The sequence below is a fragment of the Paraburkholderia sediminicola genome, from assembly GCF_046026895.1.
GTDB lineage: Bacteria > Pseudomonadota > Gammaproteobacteria > Burkholderiales > Burkholderiaceae > Paraburkholderia > Paraburkholderia sediminicola_C.
Map to the genome: position 1 here is coordinate 30,644 of NZ_JAQQEU010000014.1, position 13,029 is coordinate 43,672.

The 13,029-nt window shown below is 63.6% G+C and carries 15 protein-coding genes and 3 pseudogenes; 5 read left to right on the top strand and 13 right to left on the bottom strand.

The window, feature by feature from the left end; genetic code table 11:
* Window positions 1-218 precede the first annotated feature (218 nt).
* Together PQR02_RS12630 and PQR02_RS12635 are read left to right on the top strand one after the other, a co-directional pair.
* Window positions 219-959, top strand: a complete 741-nt coding sequence (locus tag PQR02_RS12630; RefSeq protein ID WP_408230578.1) for a response regulator — start codon at window positions 219-221, stop codon at window positions 957-959.
* A complete protein-coding gene (locus tag PQR02_RS12635; RefSeq protein ID WP_408230581.1) occupies window positions 956-2,275 on the top strand; it encodes an ATP-binding protein in 1,320 nt (439 codons plus the stop codon). Before PQR02_RS12630 ends, PQR02_RS12635 begins: the two co-directional genes overlap by 4 nt.
* Window positions 2,276-2,348: 73 nt before the next feature.
* Here PQR02_RS12635 and PQR02_RS12640 read toward each other — a convergent pair.
* Window positions 2,349-2,621 (bottom strand): annotated as a pseudogene (locus PQR02_RS12640) (LysR family transcriptional regulator); the annotation flags it as partial.
* Between the two features lie 278 nt (window positions 2,622-2,899).
* Between PQR02_RS12640 and PQR02_RS12645 the strand changes: the two are divergent.
* Together PQR02_RS12645 and PQR02_RS12650 are read left to right on the top strand one after the other, a co-directional pair.
* Window positions 2,900-3,238: a DUF4148 domain-containing protein gene (locus PQR02_RS12645; protein ID WP_408230584.1), complete on the top strand. Its 339-nt coding sequence runs from the start codon at window positions 2,900-2,902 to the stop codon at window positions 3,236-3,238.
* 101 nt (window positions 3,239-3,339) lie between these two features.
* Window positions 3,340-3,853: pseudogene (locus tag PQR02_RS12650) on the top strand (alpha/beta fold hydrolase).
* Window positions 3,854-3,891: 38 nt separating this feature from the next.
* Here the strand turns inward: PQR02_RS12650 and PQR02_RS12655 are convergent.
* Window positions 3,892-4,365 carry an Lrp/AsnC family transcriptional regulator gene (locus PQR02_RS12655; RefSeq protein WP_121323672.1) on the bottom strand — a complete coding sequence of 158 codons (474 nt, stop codon included), beginning with the start codon at window positions 4,363-4,365 and terminating at the stop codon, window positions 3,892-3,894.
* Between the two features lie 300 nt (window positions 4,366-4,665).
* Here PQR02_RS12655 and PQR02_RS12660 point away from each other — a divergent pair, with 300 nt between their 5' ends.
* Entirely contained in the window at window positions 4,666-4,899 is a 234-nt protein-coding gene (locus tag PQR02_RS12660) for a hypothetical protein (protein WP_408230587.1), read from the top strand.
* 77 nt (window positions 4,900-4,976) lie between these two features.
* Here the strand turns inward: PQR02_RS12660 and PQR02_RS12665 are convergent, their stop codons facing one another.
* From PQR02_RS12665 to PQR02_RS12715, 11 genes and pseudogenes are all read right to left on the bottom strand, one after another.
* Entirely contained in the window at window positions 4,977-5,348 is a 372-nt protein-coding gene (locus tag PQR02_RS12665; RefSeq protein ID WP_408230590.1) for a hypothetical protein, read from the bottom strand.
* A 719-nt stretch (window positions 5,349-6,067) separates the two neighbouring features.
* A pseudogene (locus PQR02_RS12670) lies at window positions 6,068-6,605 on the bottom strand (SDR family oxidoreductase); the annotation flags it as partial.
* A 128-nt stretch (window positions 6,606-6,733) separates the two neighbouring features.
* Complete coding sequence (locus tag PQR02_RS12675) at window positions 6,734-6,889, bottom strand: DUF3309 family protein (RefSeq protein ID WP_149671226.1); 156 nt, start codon at window positions 6,887-6,889, stop codon at window positions 6,734-6,736.
* 165 nt (window positions 6,890-7,054) lie between these two features.
* Complete coding sequence (locus tag PQR02_RS12680; RefSeq protein WP_408230594.1) at window positions 7,055-8,269, bottom strand: YbfB/YjiJ family MFS transporter; 1,215 nt, start codon at window positions 8,267-8,269, stop codon at window positions 7,055-7,057.
* 88 nt (window positions 8,270-8,357) lie between these two features.
* Window positions 8,358-8,999, bottom strand: coding sequence for a TetR/AcrR family transcriptional regulator (locus PQR02_RS12685; RefSeq protein WP_408230597.1), 642 nt, complete (start codon window positions 8,997-8,999; stop codon window positions 8,358-8,360).
* A 125-nt stretch (window positions 9,000-9,124) separates the two neighbouring features.
* A complete protein-coding gene (locus PQR02_RS12690; RefSeq protein ID WP_408230600.1) occupies window positions 9,125-10,807 on the bottom strand; it encodes an MFS transporter in 1,683 nt (560 codons plus the stop codon).
* 45 nt (window positions 10,808-10,852) lie between these two features.
* Window positions 10,853-11,137: a DUF3303 domain-containing protein gene (locus tag PQR02_RS12695; protein ID WP_408230603.1), complete on the bottom strand. Its 285-nt coding sequence runs from the start codon at window positions 11,135-11,137 to the stop codon at window positions 10,853-10,855.
* 318 nt (window positions 11,138-11,455) lie between these two features.
* Window positions 11,456-11,662, bottom strand: coding sequence for a hypothetical protein (locus PQR02_RS12700; protein ID WP_408230606.1), 207 nt, complete (start codon window positions 11,660-11,662; stop codon window positions 11,456-11,458).
* 310 nt (window positions 11,663-11,972) lie between these two features.
* Window positions 11,973-12,191 (bottom strand): hypothetical protein, encoded by a 219-nt coding sequence (locus PQR02_RS12705; protein ID WP_408230609.1) that lies wholly within the window; start codon window positions 12,189-12,191, stop codon window positions 11,973-11,975.
* Window positions 12,192-12,374: 183 nt separating this feature from the next.
* Entirely contained in the window at window positions 12,375-12,668 is a 294-nt protein-coding gene (locus tag PQR02_RS12710) for a hypothetical protein (RefSeq protein ID WP_408230612.1), read from the bottom strand.
* Between the two features lie 88 nt (window positions 12,669-12,756).
* On the bottom strand, window positions 12,757-13,029 hold the full coding sequence (locus tag PQR02_RS12715) for a hypothetical protein (protein WP_408230615.1): 273 nt from the start codon (window positions 13,027-13,029) through the stop codon (window positions 12,757-12,759).

Sequence of the window (13,029 nt, forward strand, 5' to 3'; positions counted from 1 at the left end):
GGCCGTATCGGAACGTCCGCGCTTATCTGGCTTATGTCGGCAATGGCGTGCGCTTGCAATGTTTTGTGTCGGCGGGAGGGCGAGATACACTGCGACACAATTCGCCGTGCGAGCCAGGCTATAAAGCAGGCATGCCATAACCATGGTGCATCCGGTGCGTGATTCGCCGCTTCATACGAGCCGGATGCGGATGAAACACCACGAGAGATGACGCATAGATGGACACTACCGACCACGTACTGATCGTCGACGACGACCGCGGCATTCGCGAATTGCTCGCCGGCTACCTCGAGAAGAACGGCATCCGGGTATCGCTCGCCGCCAACGGCCGCCAGATGCGCGCCGCGCTGGACCAGGGCGCGCCCGATCTGATCGTGCTGGATCTGATGCTGCCGGACGAAGACGGACTGGTGCTGTGCCGCGAATTGCGCGCCGGCAAATTCCGCACTGTGCCCATCCTGATGCTGACGGCCCGCGACGAGGAAGCGGACCGGATTCTCGGTCTGGAAATGGGCGCCGACGATTACCTGACCAAACCGTTTGCCGCGCGCGAACTGCTCGCGCGGATTCGCTCGGTGCTGCGCCGCGTACGCATGCTGCCGCCCGGCATGCAGGTGACGGAGTCGGTGCAAATGCTGGAATTCGGCGATTGGCGGCTCGACACCACCGCGCGCCATCTGCTCGATGCCGAAGGCACGATGGTCGCGTTGAGCGGCGCCGAGTACCGTCTGCTGCGCGTGTTTCTCGATCACCCGCAGCGGGTGTTGACGCGCGATCAGCTGCTCAACCTGACCCAGGGCCGCCAGGCCGATCAGTTCGATCGCTCGATCGACCTGATGGTGAGCCGCTTGCGCCAACGCTTGCGCGACGTCGCGCGCGAACCGCGCTACATCAAGACGCTGCGCAGCGAGGGCTATGTGTTTTCCGCCGCCGTGACCGCCATCGGTGAGCCGGAATGAACACGCGCTCGTGGCTGCATTGGCCGCGCACATTGTTCGCGCGGCTCGCGGTGATTCTGTTCGTCGGCCTCGCGCTGGCGCAGACGCTGTCGTTCTGGTTCACGCTGACCGAACGCGACCAGACCATGACCAACATAATGATGGGCTACATCGAACGCGAGGTGGCGAGTTCGGTGGCGCTGCTCGATCATTTACCGCCTGACCAGCGCGCGCAGTGGCTGCCGCGTCTCGCGCGGCGCAGCTATGAGTTCGTGCTCGGGCCGGGCGTTCCCGGCGCGCCGGTCGATGCGAGTCTGTCGGCGCGCGTTGCGCGATCCATTGGCGACGGCATCGGCACAAACTATCCGTTGACGGTGAACGCGGTCCCCGGCGAGCGAGAACGCCTGCAGGTTCATCTGAAATTGAGCGACGGCACACCGCTGACGATCGATCTGCGGCCCATGCCGGGCGCGCCGCTGTCGCGCTGGCTGCCGCTCGTGCTGCTGCTGCAATTGATCGTGCTCGCCGGCTGCTGCTGGCTGGCGGTACGGCTCGCGACGCGTCCGCTGCATCAGCTCGCCGTGGCGGCCGATACGTTGGGCCCGGACCTGAAGGCGAGCCGCCTGCCGGAAGGCGGACCGTCGGAAGTCGCGCGGGCGGCGCGTGCTTTCAATGCGATGCAGGACCGCATCTCCACCTACATGACCGAGCGCATGCAGATCCTGGCGGCGATTTCGCACGACTTGCAAACGCCGATCACGCGCATGCGCTTGCGCGTCGACGTGATGGAGGACGACCCGCAAGCCGCGAAGCTCAGACAAGACCTGCACGAGATGCAGGCGCTGGTCAAAGAGGGCGTCACCTACGCGCGGACGATGCACGGCACCACCGAGACGCCGTGCCGGATCGACCCCGACGCGCTATTCGACAGCCTCGTGTGCGACTACGTGGACGCGGGCCAGCAAGTGTCGCTGCAAGGCCGCTTCGGCACGTCGCTGACGACGCGTCCCCAGGCGTTGCGCCGCATCGTGGGCAATCTCGTCGACAACGCGTTGAAGTTCGGCGGCTCAGCGGAGATCAACATCGCCGAGGTGCACGACGGCCAGACCACGGTCAGCGTGTTCGATCGCGGCCCCGGCATACCGGACGAGTCGCTGGAAGCGGTGTTCGAGCCGTTCGCGCGGCTGGAAACATCGCGCAATCGCCAGACGGGCGGAACGGGGCTCGGTCTCGCGATCGCACGGCAACTCGCGCTTGCAATGGACGCGACGCTGTCGCTGCATAACCGTGTGAGCGGCGGGCTTGAAGCGAGGTTGACGCTGAGGAATCTGAGCTAGAGAGCAGGTTGGCTCGCCGGCGATGGTGCCGAGCGGCGCCACCATATGGCGGCTAATCCCGCCCTCTCCAGCCTCAGCCCCGACTTCGTCGACGCGTCTTGCGCTTGCGCGGTTCATTCGCCTGCGGCGTCGCGAACATCGGCATGCGCTCCTGAATCCATCTGAGCAATTCCAGCGGGCCCGGCGCGAGCGGCCGGTCCGCTTTGACCAGCACTCGCGCCTGCGCGTTTTCAAAGAGCGGATGCGCGATCGGCACCGTGGTCAGCTCGCCGCTCGCGAGTTCACCGTACGCGGCGAACTTGCCGATCAGCGTCATGAAGTTATCCGCGGTCACGAACCGCTTCAAACGTGTGCGCGCCATTGACTACCGACTAGTCGCTCTGAACTCCGGAACGGCTTTTTTGTATCGCAATGTATCCGCCCCGTACTCAGACAAACAAGCTTGCATTAACGCCACCCACGAAAACATTCCCGATACGTCAGCGGGTTCAAATATCTACACGCAAGGTTGATTCGCAACAGTGCGTTTGCATCAGGCGGCAACATGACGGCAGTTCTGTTTTAAGCGCGTCGCGTTCTGCTCAATCCTTGAACTTTGCATACCCTGATATCTGGAGAAAACTCATGAAACTCGTTCAATCGCTTATCGTCGCCGCGCTGGTTTCCATCCCCGTCGTTTCGTTCGCGCAGGCACAACAGCCGCTGACCCGCTCCGAAGTGCGCGCCGAACTGGTCCAGTTGCAGAAGGCCGGCTACAACGCGGCGGCGGGCGACGAAGCCCACTACCCGAGCAACCTCCAGGCCGCGCAGGCGCGCATCAACGCCGACAACGGTTCGGCCGCCGCGGCGTATGGCGGTGTGGCGAAGGGCGGTTCGGCCTCGGGGTCGCGTGCGCCGATGCGCCACGCAAAGGCGAGCGCGCCGGACGTGATCGGCCTCGGCGATATCTACGCACATTCGTAATCGCTATCACGCGCTGCCATGCGCTGTCTTATACCGGCCGTCCGCGTGCTTTCTCCGGACGGCCGATTCAATAGCGTTTCCGTCCTGTCCGGACATAGACAATGACCACGTTTCTCAAGAAGTGCCTCGGGTCCGCATTGCTGCTTGGTGACTATTAACGTTGCAGGCTTCCATGCCGCGCCGCCTCAGGATCTGAAGGGCAAGAACGTCGTGCTGGTGCACGGCGCATTCGCCGACGGCTCCAGTTGGGACAAGGTGATTCCGCTGCTCGAAGCGCGCGGGCTGCACGTGGGGGCGGTGCGGAATCCGCTGAGGTCGCTGGCCGACGATGTATCGGCGACCAAACGCGTGATCGATCAGCAGACGGGCCCGGTCATTCTCGTGGGTCATTCATGGGGCGGTGTCGTGGTCAGCGAGGCGGGCAACGACGACAAGGTCAAGAGCCTCGTCGTGATTTCCGCTCAGGACCGCATGATCGATCCGACTCTGCAGCAGAAGATGGCCGCGAACATCGACGCGAAAGTGACGCGCGTCAATGCGAGCCATGTCGCGATGGTGAGGCAGCCGAAGGCCGTCGCCGATGCGATCCTCGCCGCGTCGCGTGCCGCGCAATAAAGCTCGGCACGAGTGGCGGACTTCGGCGCATGGGCAGGTCAGATCGCGATCGACGGAATGCTCTTCATGCAACGCAGCGCGAACATCGAGCGGCTGTGACGAATGCCGGCGATCTTGTACAGCTTTTCGCGCAGGAACCGTTCGTAGCCGGCCGTGCCGTCGACCGCCACTTTGACCAGATAGTCGTAGTCACCCGAGACCAGATACGCTTCTAGCACTTCGGATAGCGTCGCCAGTTCGGCGCCGAAGCGGGCGAGCGCGTCGTCGTCGTGACGGTCGAGCGTGACTTCGAGCAGCACCACGTCCGCGAAGCCGAGCTTCTGCTGATCGAGCAACGCGACGTAGCCGCGGATATACCCTTCGGTTTCCAGTTGACGCGTGCGATTCCAGCACGCGGTGGTCGACATGCCGACCAGTTCGGCAAGCTCGGCGTTACTCAGCCGGGCGTTCTTCTGTAGCTCGCGCATGATCTTGCGATCCTGGTTGTCGAGCGGGCGGTTTCGGGCGGTCATGGAGGGGCGCGGAAGTTTGTTCTGGGAAATTCAATTTTAAAGGAATAGCGTTCCGGTGTGGATCGGTTGGTCCCCGCCTTTAAGAAGCTTATCCAGACTGAGTCCGGGTATATTTTCAGCATGCATTCATGCCCGGGACAACCGTCCGGGCCGCGGGCTCCCAGGTTACGCGGCCTTGCGCGGCCACAAGCTGCCATCCGGTGTCTCGCCGCCTTCACAGGAAGGCGGCACGCGGGCGAATTCCGGCGCCATCAGTGCCGGAAGGCGCGCTCGGCGGGCATGGACGCATGTTCCTGACCGATGCTTGCCCTCATCAGCACGGTTTCGAATGACTGGCACTGGTCCGCGAATCAGCAATACCTGTTGCTGGCCGCCACGTTTGCATGCGTGTTCGCGTTGGGCGTCGCGTCCATCGCAATTTTCTCGCACTGCTTGCGCAGGGTTCTGCAAACGCCGAAACGCTTGCGCGTCGTGAATCGCTTGATGGGAAGCTTGCTGGTCGGTATGGGTGCGCTGATGGCGGCGGTACGCTGATTTGTGCAATCGGATACCGCCGGGCGCGCCGCGTTCCGTTACGCCGCCAATCGCTGAACGCGGCGGCTTCGGCTCGATCAGCCTCGTTTAATGGGTGCTTTGATCGGGCTCTGTACTGCGACACTGCGGTACACGTCGCGACAAAATTGCATGCCGTTGCCATGCGTGCCGTTAACGGCCGACGTGATGTGCACGGTTCCTTCGACAGGTTGCGGCGGAGTTGGATTGATGAGTGCAGCGTCGACCGCAAACGGATCGGTCGGCGCCGCGCGCATGATGCCGATGCCCTTGATCGTCACAGTGAGGCTGGGATCGGGCACACGCGGAGCGTGGCTCGCGGCGACGTTGAAATTGACGTTGAGCGTCCATAACCCCTCGTGAATATTCTGATCAATGATGATGGCCTTCACCACATCCTGATGCGAGAGTGTGTACTCGTTGTTTGCCATCGGTCCCTCCTTCCTCGTGCGCGCTCGCGCACGTGTGCAGAAATGGCATTTTGCGGACTGCTCAAATTAGTTTTACGCGCTATTTTCCGCAGTGCAAAGGGAAAAGGCCCGAGTGCTGAACGTACAGCGCGGAGCCTGCGTGGACGAGGTGCAGACATGCGAAAGGCGACGCCGCAAACACGGACGTCGCCTTTCATGCAGCCGTCGATCGAGTTGCGTCGCAACAGGTGACCGTCGGATCGACGGCATGCGCCTACGTATGGCGCACGGGTTAGTGAAAGATCAGGTACAAGATGACCAATACGATCAACGGAACGCCAAGCAGCCAGCCAAGTAGATAAGGCATGATGTGATCTCCTTTCGTGTTGAGGTTTGAATACGATGGTGATTTAGCATCCGCCGTGCCCGACCCGATTCGAGTGCCTCTGCGAACTGCGCGTAAGGCACGCAGCGCGCCGCACCAAGCATCACGTCATACAAGCGTGAATCGCCGTTGCGGCGCGATTCGCGGCCTTGCGCATTGCGGCGCCCGAGCGTGCGGGCGACTGCGTTCCATGCTTCCTCGCAGCGAGCCCGCTCATGTATCGAGCAATCGGCACGGTGCGTAAATCGCGCAGTGCGTCCACGTAGTAGTTTCGCCAGAGGACCCTCGACGCGGCGATACATCCGGCCTCGCCGTGCGAGCGACGCCGTGCAGCCGATCTGGCCATCAACCGCTGGCCGTTATCGACAAAGCACGGATACAACGTCATCCCGCCGTCGACAAACAAGGTCGTGCCGACCACGTAGTCGCTTTCATCCGAAGCGAGCCACACGGCGGCCTTCCCGATATCGTCCACGTTGCCTAAACGTCCATATGAATCAACTGCAGTAGTTTGGCGAGTGCGTCGTCTGCGTCCCACGCGTCCTTGTTGATCTGCGTGCGGATCGCGCCGGGCGCTATCGAATTGACGCGAATGCGCTGTCCTTTTGCAAGCCGGCATTCGCCACCACGATATCGACAGTGTCGAAACGCGCACGGCATGCATCGAACATCGCGTCGACCTGCGCGGGATCGGCCACGTCGGCGCGATGGGCGAACGCTGCGCCACCGGCTTTCTCGATCTCGCTGGAGAGCTGCTCCGCTCCTTCGGGATGCGAACGATAATTCAGCACCACGGCCCCATCTGCGTCCGACAGCGCTTTTGCAACACCATAGTCAATGCCGGAACTGGCGCCCGTGATCAACGCGACCTGATTGGCAAGTAACTTTTCCATCGCATGCTCCGGCGGGACAGGGTGTGAGTGGACTCTGAACGTGACGCCGCCGGCCCCCATGCGACGCATTTGCATGGGGGCCGGCGGCTGGACAGAATTGAGCCTCGTTAGGGATCGGCTCGCGTTGGCTAGATCACCCCGGCAATCAGCAGCACGATCACCACGATCAGCACAACGCCGAGCCCGCCGGTCGGACCGTAGCCCCACGAGCGGCTATGCGGCCACGACGGAAATGCGCCGATGAGCAGAAGAATCAGCACGATCAGAAGAATAGTTCCCAACATATCAATGACCTCCGCCTGGTTGACAAGGACCCGTCTTCAGCTGAACCGCTTGATGCCGCTTTTGGCGGCGGCGCGCTGAAAACGGTACCGCTGACCCTGTCGAGCAAACTGCGTGCCCAACGCGAAGCATCGAACGCACAAGCGCTGCGACCCGTCTTCAGCCGATCACGCCGATACTAGCGAGAGGAAGAGGTCCGCGATGAAAGCCACTGCAAGCGCCCCCGCGCCGCAGATGAAAATCAGCGCGTAGTCGTTATGCATATGCGAGAACAGAAACGAGTACCCATAGCCGCCGAGCGCCTGGAACAACGCGAAGGCCGTCGTCGCGCGGCTCCATGAGGCGCGCTGTTCGATGTGATCGTGCGGCACGAGTTCGTGAATACGGCCGAGCACGAGCGGCACGATGCCCGGCGTAAAGATGCCGAGAATCACGGTCGCTGTCGCCAGCGCGAGCGTGCTGCCCGAGAGCGCGAGCATCGCCACGGCCGCTGCTTGCAGAAAGAGGGCGATGCGGTACGCGTTGCCGAAGCCGATGCGATCGGCCACATTGCCGCAAATCACCGGACCGGCAATCGCGGCGAGACCGTACAGCACCCAGTAGTCGGCACCGATCGCCGGGCCGCGGCCGAGGCCGCGCGCCACGTAGTCGACCAGCAACACCATCACGGGCACGAGGCCGAGCGCGTTGGCCGCGTATTGCGCATACAGCACGCGCAGCGTCAGGCCGTGAGGACGCGCGGCATGATGGCTGCCGGCCGGGACCAGCGGGGCTGGCGGATTAGTCGACGGCCAACCGAACCAGCTTGCCGCGGTCAATACCAGCGCCACCACGCCGAGGCCGAACCACGTGGTTTGCAAACCGAAGTGCAGCAGCTTCGGAATCAGCGTGCCGGATGCCGCGATGCCCAAACCGAGTCCGAGAAAGATCATGCCGCTGACAAAGCCGCGGCGCGGCGCGGGAATGTGCGGAAGAATCGAAGTCGCCACCAGCACCATGATCGCGCCGCCGGAAATGCCCGACAGCAGGCGCCATGCGAAGAACCAGCTGATCGACAGCGGATACGCACAGGCGAAGAAGGCGGCGGTCACGACCGCCATCAGCAGACGCAACGCGCTGCGGTTCGACAAGGCCGACGCAATGGGCCGGCCGATCAGCGCGCCGATCAGATAGCCCGCGAAATTGGCCGCGCCGAGTGTCACCGCTTGCGACGACGTGAACCAGTGCGCCTGGATCAGCGACGGAATCAGCGGCGTGTACGCGAAGCGCGCGAGGCCGATCGCGACGAGACTGCCGCACAAGCCGGCGAACGTTGCGAAGATCGCGCGGGCGTCGAGTGAAACGGGCTGGGCAGTGCTTAACGAAGACGGTGTTGCGGACATGACGATTCCTTTACCGGTGCGCGCGCCAATGGCCGCGCTGCCGGATGCCGGTGGAACACGAAGGGATGCGCCGGTTCAGGCGCGTGGCTCAGACGTGGCCGTCTTGCGACGCCAGAGCGGACGGCGTCGCGGGCGGCGGTAGCGCAGGCAAGCCGAGCATCTTCAACGCCGGTGATACCGCGCCGCAAAGCATTTCGTACTGCGGCGCGACCCGCGCGAGAACGCGAATGCCGATCAGCGTGGCAAGCAGATGAGACGCGGCGTCATGCGCTGGAACGGCGGCGGCGATTTCGCCGCTCTGCTGTGCGGCGACGAGGCCCCGATGGAAAAACGCGCGGATTTCCGCCATCTCGGCGGCGACGGTTTCGCGGAATGCTTCGTCATCCGATGGAATTTCCAGCGCCGAGTTGACCAGCATGCAGCCGCGCCTGTCGGGATCGGCAATGGCGCGCTCGATGACCTCGTGGAAAAACAGCGTGATGCGTTGCGCCGGCGACGCCGCTTTTTCGAGCCGGTGGATGCGCTCGCGCAGAAGGTGCTCCAGATAATGTTCGAGCGCGCGCAGATACAGCCCGCGCTTGTCGCCGAACGCGTTGTAGAGGCTCGGCTGCGTGAGGCCGGTCGACTTGACCAGGTCGCGCGTGGACGTCGCCTCGTAGCCCTTGCTCCAGAAAGCCGCGCTGGCTGCCTCCAGCACCTCGTGCTCATCGAATCCGCGGGGTCGCGCCATGCTCGGTGTCCTTCGTGCGTTTCGTGCGTGGTCGACGAAATTCTATATCGACCGATATAGAATCGGATTATATATCGATCGATATAGAAAGCAAGAAGAACCTTCGCGCCAGTCGCGGCGCGCCCTCAGAGCGCGTTGCGGTGCGGCGGGAGCGGCTTGGCGGGCGGTTGTGCGGGCGGTTGTGCGGGCGGCTGTGCGTTTGCATCGGCCTCGGCCTCGGCCTCGGCTTCCAGATAGCCGACCCGCACGGGCGGCACGAACCAGGCGAGGCACAGCCCGAGCAGCGCGGCGCCGCCCGCGACCAGAATACCGATGTGAATCGACTGCACGAGCGCCTCGCGCGCGGAGTGCATCATCGCGTCGCCGGCATGACCGGCGCTCACCAGACGACTGATCAGCGCGGCCTGTTCCGCGCGGTCCACCAGGAGTTCGGGACTCGCGAACGATTTGAACCACTGCGTCGCCTGATACGAATCGAGCGAGCGATGCACGCCGCGCGAGTACAGATGGCCGAGCAGCGCGCCGGTCATCACGGTGCCGAGCATGCCGCCGAAGGTGCGCAGCGACTGCAGCAGCGCCGTGGCCGCGCCCACGTTACCGTGCGCGGCGATCTGCTGAGAACACACGGTCAGACTGGTGGCGACCATACCGAGTCCGAGCCCGCTGATGCCCATGCAGGACATCCACACCAGATGCGGTTCCGTGCCCCGCAGCACCACCACGCTGAGACAGGCGAGCGCGGACAGCGCAAAGCCCGCATACATGATCGCGTTCGCGCGGCGGATTCGTGTGACGATGCGATTGTTGATGACGCTGCCGACGGTCGTGCCGAGCAGCAGCGGCGTGATCAGCATGCCCGAGTCGTGCGCGGACATCGCATAGCCACCCTGAAACAGCAGCGGCACATAGAACACCAGTGAAAACAGGGAGAAACCGCCCAGCACCGACATCGCGAACAGCGCGCACAGCTTGCGGTCCAGCAGCATGTCCACCGGCACGATCGGATCGCCGACACGCCGCTCCCATAGCCAGAGGATCGACCCGCAAGCTGACACGAGGACGGCCAGCGCGATGGTCGTACCGTCGACGCCGCGCCGCGGAAACTCTTCGATCAACACCTGCACCGCGCCGAATGTGACTGCGAGCACGATGGCGCCGAGCCAGTCGAGCCGCACGGGGCCCTTGCGCCGCAGCTCGTGCAACGGCGGCAAAAAGCGCAGCACGAACAGCAGCGACACGACGCCGATGGGCACGTTGACGAAGAACACCAGCCGCCAGCCGCCGTATTGCGTCAGCAGGCCGCCGAGCGTCGGCCCCACCATATTGGCGACGCCGAACGAGGACGTGACGAACACCAGCCAGCGCAGCCGCAGCTTCGGACTCGGGAACAGATCGGCGACGGTAGCGAACACCGTGCCGATCAGAATGCCGCCGCCGATGCCTTGCAGACCGCGCGCAATCACCAGCGCGAGCATGCTGCCTGCGAGCCCGCACAACACCGATGCACCGGTGAACAGCAGGATGGCCGCGATCAGAAACGGCTTGCGGCCGAACAGATCGCCCAGGCGCCCGAAGATCGGAATCGTGATGACGGAGGCCAGCATGTACGCCGTCGCGACCCACGCGTACAGATCGAAGCCCCGCAGATCAGCGACGATGCGCGGCAACGCGGTGCCGACGATGGTTTGATCCAGCGCCACCAGCATGGCGACGAAGGCGATGCCGAGCATCGCCAGCAGCGATTCGCGGAATGGCAAGCGTTGTCCGCCAGGTACGGGCGGAACGGGCGTGGCTAACCCGGCGGGCATGACAGGTTAAGTGGTCAGGCTGATCGGCAAGCTTGTCGGCCAGGGTCACTGGCCGGCCGCCTGATGTTTGCCGAGCGCGGCGCCCAGTTCTTCGTCGGTGAGCGCCGGCAAGACGCTCACCTCCAGCAGATCGCTCCATGCGAGCGCCATCGCCGCGAGTTTGGCCGTGTCGTCCGCCTCGACGATCGACACGCCCCGCAATCCGCCGATGGCGTGCCAACGCCCCAGCAAGTTGACGCCGTCCGGCACCTGGCCGCCGGTTTTCATGAAGCGTTCGATTACCGCATTTTCGGCGCTCGGCAGACCCTTCCATTGCACGATGAATTTCATTGCGTGTCTCCAATATGGATTGGCGATGCCGGCTCGTGGCGCGCCGCAATCGTCGCTAGCGTTGCGCGGCGTGGCGCGTTGACTGCCGGTTGCCGCGAGCACTGCTGCGCCATCGGGCTGTCCGGGTAGCGAGGGAAGAGGGTGGGCTAGGGGCGGACCGCACGCAATAAACCACGTGGCGTCCTAAGCATCATAGGTGATGCGCGATGAGGGCGGCGTCGCCGCAAGCGGACATTCGCCAGGTCGATCGAATCGGCACCCGGGTCACGTGCCTGTGAGCGGGATGCCGGATTTCCAATTGCGGACCTCTCGCGCGTCCTACAAATAGGTGCCTTTGATGCGGCCTTCGAAGATTGCGGTGTTGATCTCCCAATCGTCGACGTGGCCCGTGGCGCCGCCGTCCACGGTGACGACCACGGAACGGCCGCCGCGCAGCGTCTTCATCTGTTCGGCGGTGAGCGTCGCTTCGTCATGGGGGCTATGCGTGCTGCGAGGCAGGTCTTTGATAATGACAGTGGATTTCATGGCGATACTCCTTGAAGTGATCGGGCGAGCACGATGCAATGCTCAGCGATGTTTTTGCAAGGGATATGCCAAGACGGGTGTGGCCCGCGCGCGGACCTTGGGGATGTCGGCAAAGCGAGTGCAGGCAAGGATGTGCGCCGCGCGCCGTTTGAATATCGCGCGCGCCCGATGCGAAGCCGGGGCGCTCTGTCTGGTCTGGTCCGACGCATCGCGCACGAATGGTTGGGTCACGGCCCAGCTTCAGACGACGCAAATGCAAACGGCACGCGTGGACCACGCGTGCCGTTGCAGTGACGATCTGGATTCGGCGTTAGCCGCCCTTCTGGTTGCGCGGCATGGCCGCGTTGGCAATCGCCTGATGCGCGGCGGGAAAGCCGGGCGGATATTCGACGACGCGCGTCGCGGCCGGCACCAGCGGCGCGGCCCTGCTCGAGCGCGCACCGACGCGCGCGCCGCCGACGATCGCGGCCATCGCCTCACGGTCGAGTTGGACGCTGTCGGCCAGATCCTTGATGATGAGCTTTGCCATGGGGGCTCCAGAAAAGAAATCGGGCGGCCGGCCATTGTCATGGTCCGGTCGCCGCTCCTGTGTGTCGTTTTGCATTCGGTGGTCTCGTCGCACTATCAGTATAGGAAATCTGTTTGCGGCTTGCGTAGCCGTGATGACGTGGCGGCAGTCGGGCAACCCCCGTTCCCGCGCTACTGCCGGTGGTCACACGGCCGCGTTGTTGGAGCCCTTGAGGATCGGGCTCACGTCCAGGTGCAGCGGCGGCAGGACGTTGGCGCCGATGAAGCCGTTGTCGTTGAGCGCGGAAACGCTCACATACTGCATCTGGTTCAACTCCTGACTGACGTTGACATTGACGTTGACGTTGGCGATGCCGCTGAGGCCGGACACCGATTGAAGGCTGGGCATGTTGCTGCCCGTGCCGCCGCTCACCGCGGACATGGCGCGGTGGTCGAGTTCGCGGGTGCCGGATAGATCGCGAATCATGAGGGATGACATGGTGATTCTCCAAAGTTGCGCGAAAGACGGGCGTGATTCGCGGGAGGCGAAGCGGCCACGCAGTGTGGACGCTTCGCCTCGTCGCGCGTTACGCGTTGATGTTGTTGCTCGACACAGTCCACGGATCGAGCGTCGAGGTGATGCCGGCCGCGAGCGCAACGTTGTTGCCGTTGGCGTTCTGCTGGCTCAGCTCGTTGCTGATCAGTTGCGTGGCATTGACCTTCGTGCTGTTGTTCGGCGCAAAGACCGGGGCGAAGCTGTAGTACGAGGTCGACGGGCCGGAGCCGCCGCGCACGGCGCTCATGGCCTTGCTGTCGAGTTCTTCGGTGATGGACAGGTCTTTGATCATCAGCGTCTTCAT

Bases quoted from the DNA above. Each gene is read 5' to 3' on its own strand.
- PQR02_RS12630 (WP_408230578.1), top strand. From the start codon at position 219: ATGGACACTACCGACCACGTACTGATCGTCGACGACGACCGCGGCATT.
- PQR02_RS12635 (WP_408230581.1), top strand. From the start codon at position 956: ATGAACACGCGCTCGTGGCTGCATTGGCCGCGCACATTGTTCGCGCGG.
- PQR02_RS12645 (WP_408230584.1), top strand. From the start codon at position 2,900: ATGAAACTCGTTCAATCGCTTATCGTCGCCGCGCTGGTTTCCATCCCC.
- PQR02_RS12655 (WP_121323672.1), bottom strand. From the start codon at position 4,365: ATGACCGCCCGAAACCGCCCGCTCGACAACCAGGATCGCAAGATCATG.
- PQR02_RS12660 (WP_408230587.1), top strand. From the start codon at position 4,666: ATGCTTGCCCTCATCAGCACGGTTTCGAATGACTGGCACTGGTCCGCG.
- PQR02_RS12665 (WP_408230590.1), bottom strand. From the start codon at position 5,348: ATGGCAAACAACGAGTACACACTCTCGCATCAGGATGTGGTGAAGGCC.
- PQR02_RS12675 (WP_149671226.1), bottom strand. From the start codon at position 6,889: ATGTTGGGAACTATTCTTCTGATCGTGCTGATTCTTCTGCTCATCGGC.
- PQR02_RS12680 (WP_408230594.1), bottom strand. From the start codon at position 8,269: ATGTCCGCAACACCGTCTTCGTTAAGCACTGCCCAGCCCGTTTCACTC.
- PQR02_RS12685 (WP_408230597.1), bottom strand. From the start codon at position 8,999: ATGGCGCGACCCCGCGGATTCGATGAGCACGAGGTGCTGGAGGCAGCC.
- PQR02_RS12690 (WP_408230600.1), bottom strand. From the start codon at position 10,807: ATGCCCGCCGGGTTAGCCACGCCCGTTCCGCCCGTACCTGGCGGACAA.
- PQR02_RS12695 (WP_408230603.1), bottom strand. From the start codon at position 11,137: ATGAAATTCATCGTGCAATGGAAGGGTCTGCCGAGCGCCGAAAATGCG.
- PQR02_RS12700 (WP_408230606.1), bottom strand. From the start codon at position 11,662: ATGAAATCCACTGTCATTATCAAAGACCTGCCTCGCAGCACGCATAGC.
- PQR02_RS12705 (WP_408230609.1), bottom strand. From the start codon at position 12,191: ATGGCAAAGCTCATCATCAAGGATCTGGCCGACAGCGTCCAACTCGAC.
- PQR02_RS12710 (WP_408230612.1), bottom strand. From the start codon at position 12,668: ATGTCATCCCTCATGATTCGCGATCTATCCGGCACCCGCGAACTCGAC.
- PQR02_RS12715 (WP_408230615.1), bottom strand. From the start codon at position 13,029: ATGAAGACGCTGATGATCAAAGACCTGTCCATCACCGAAGAACTCGAC.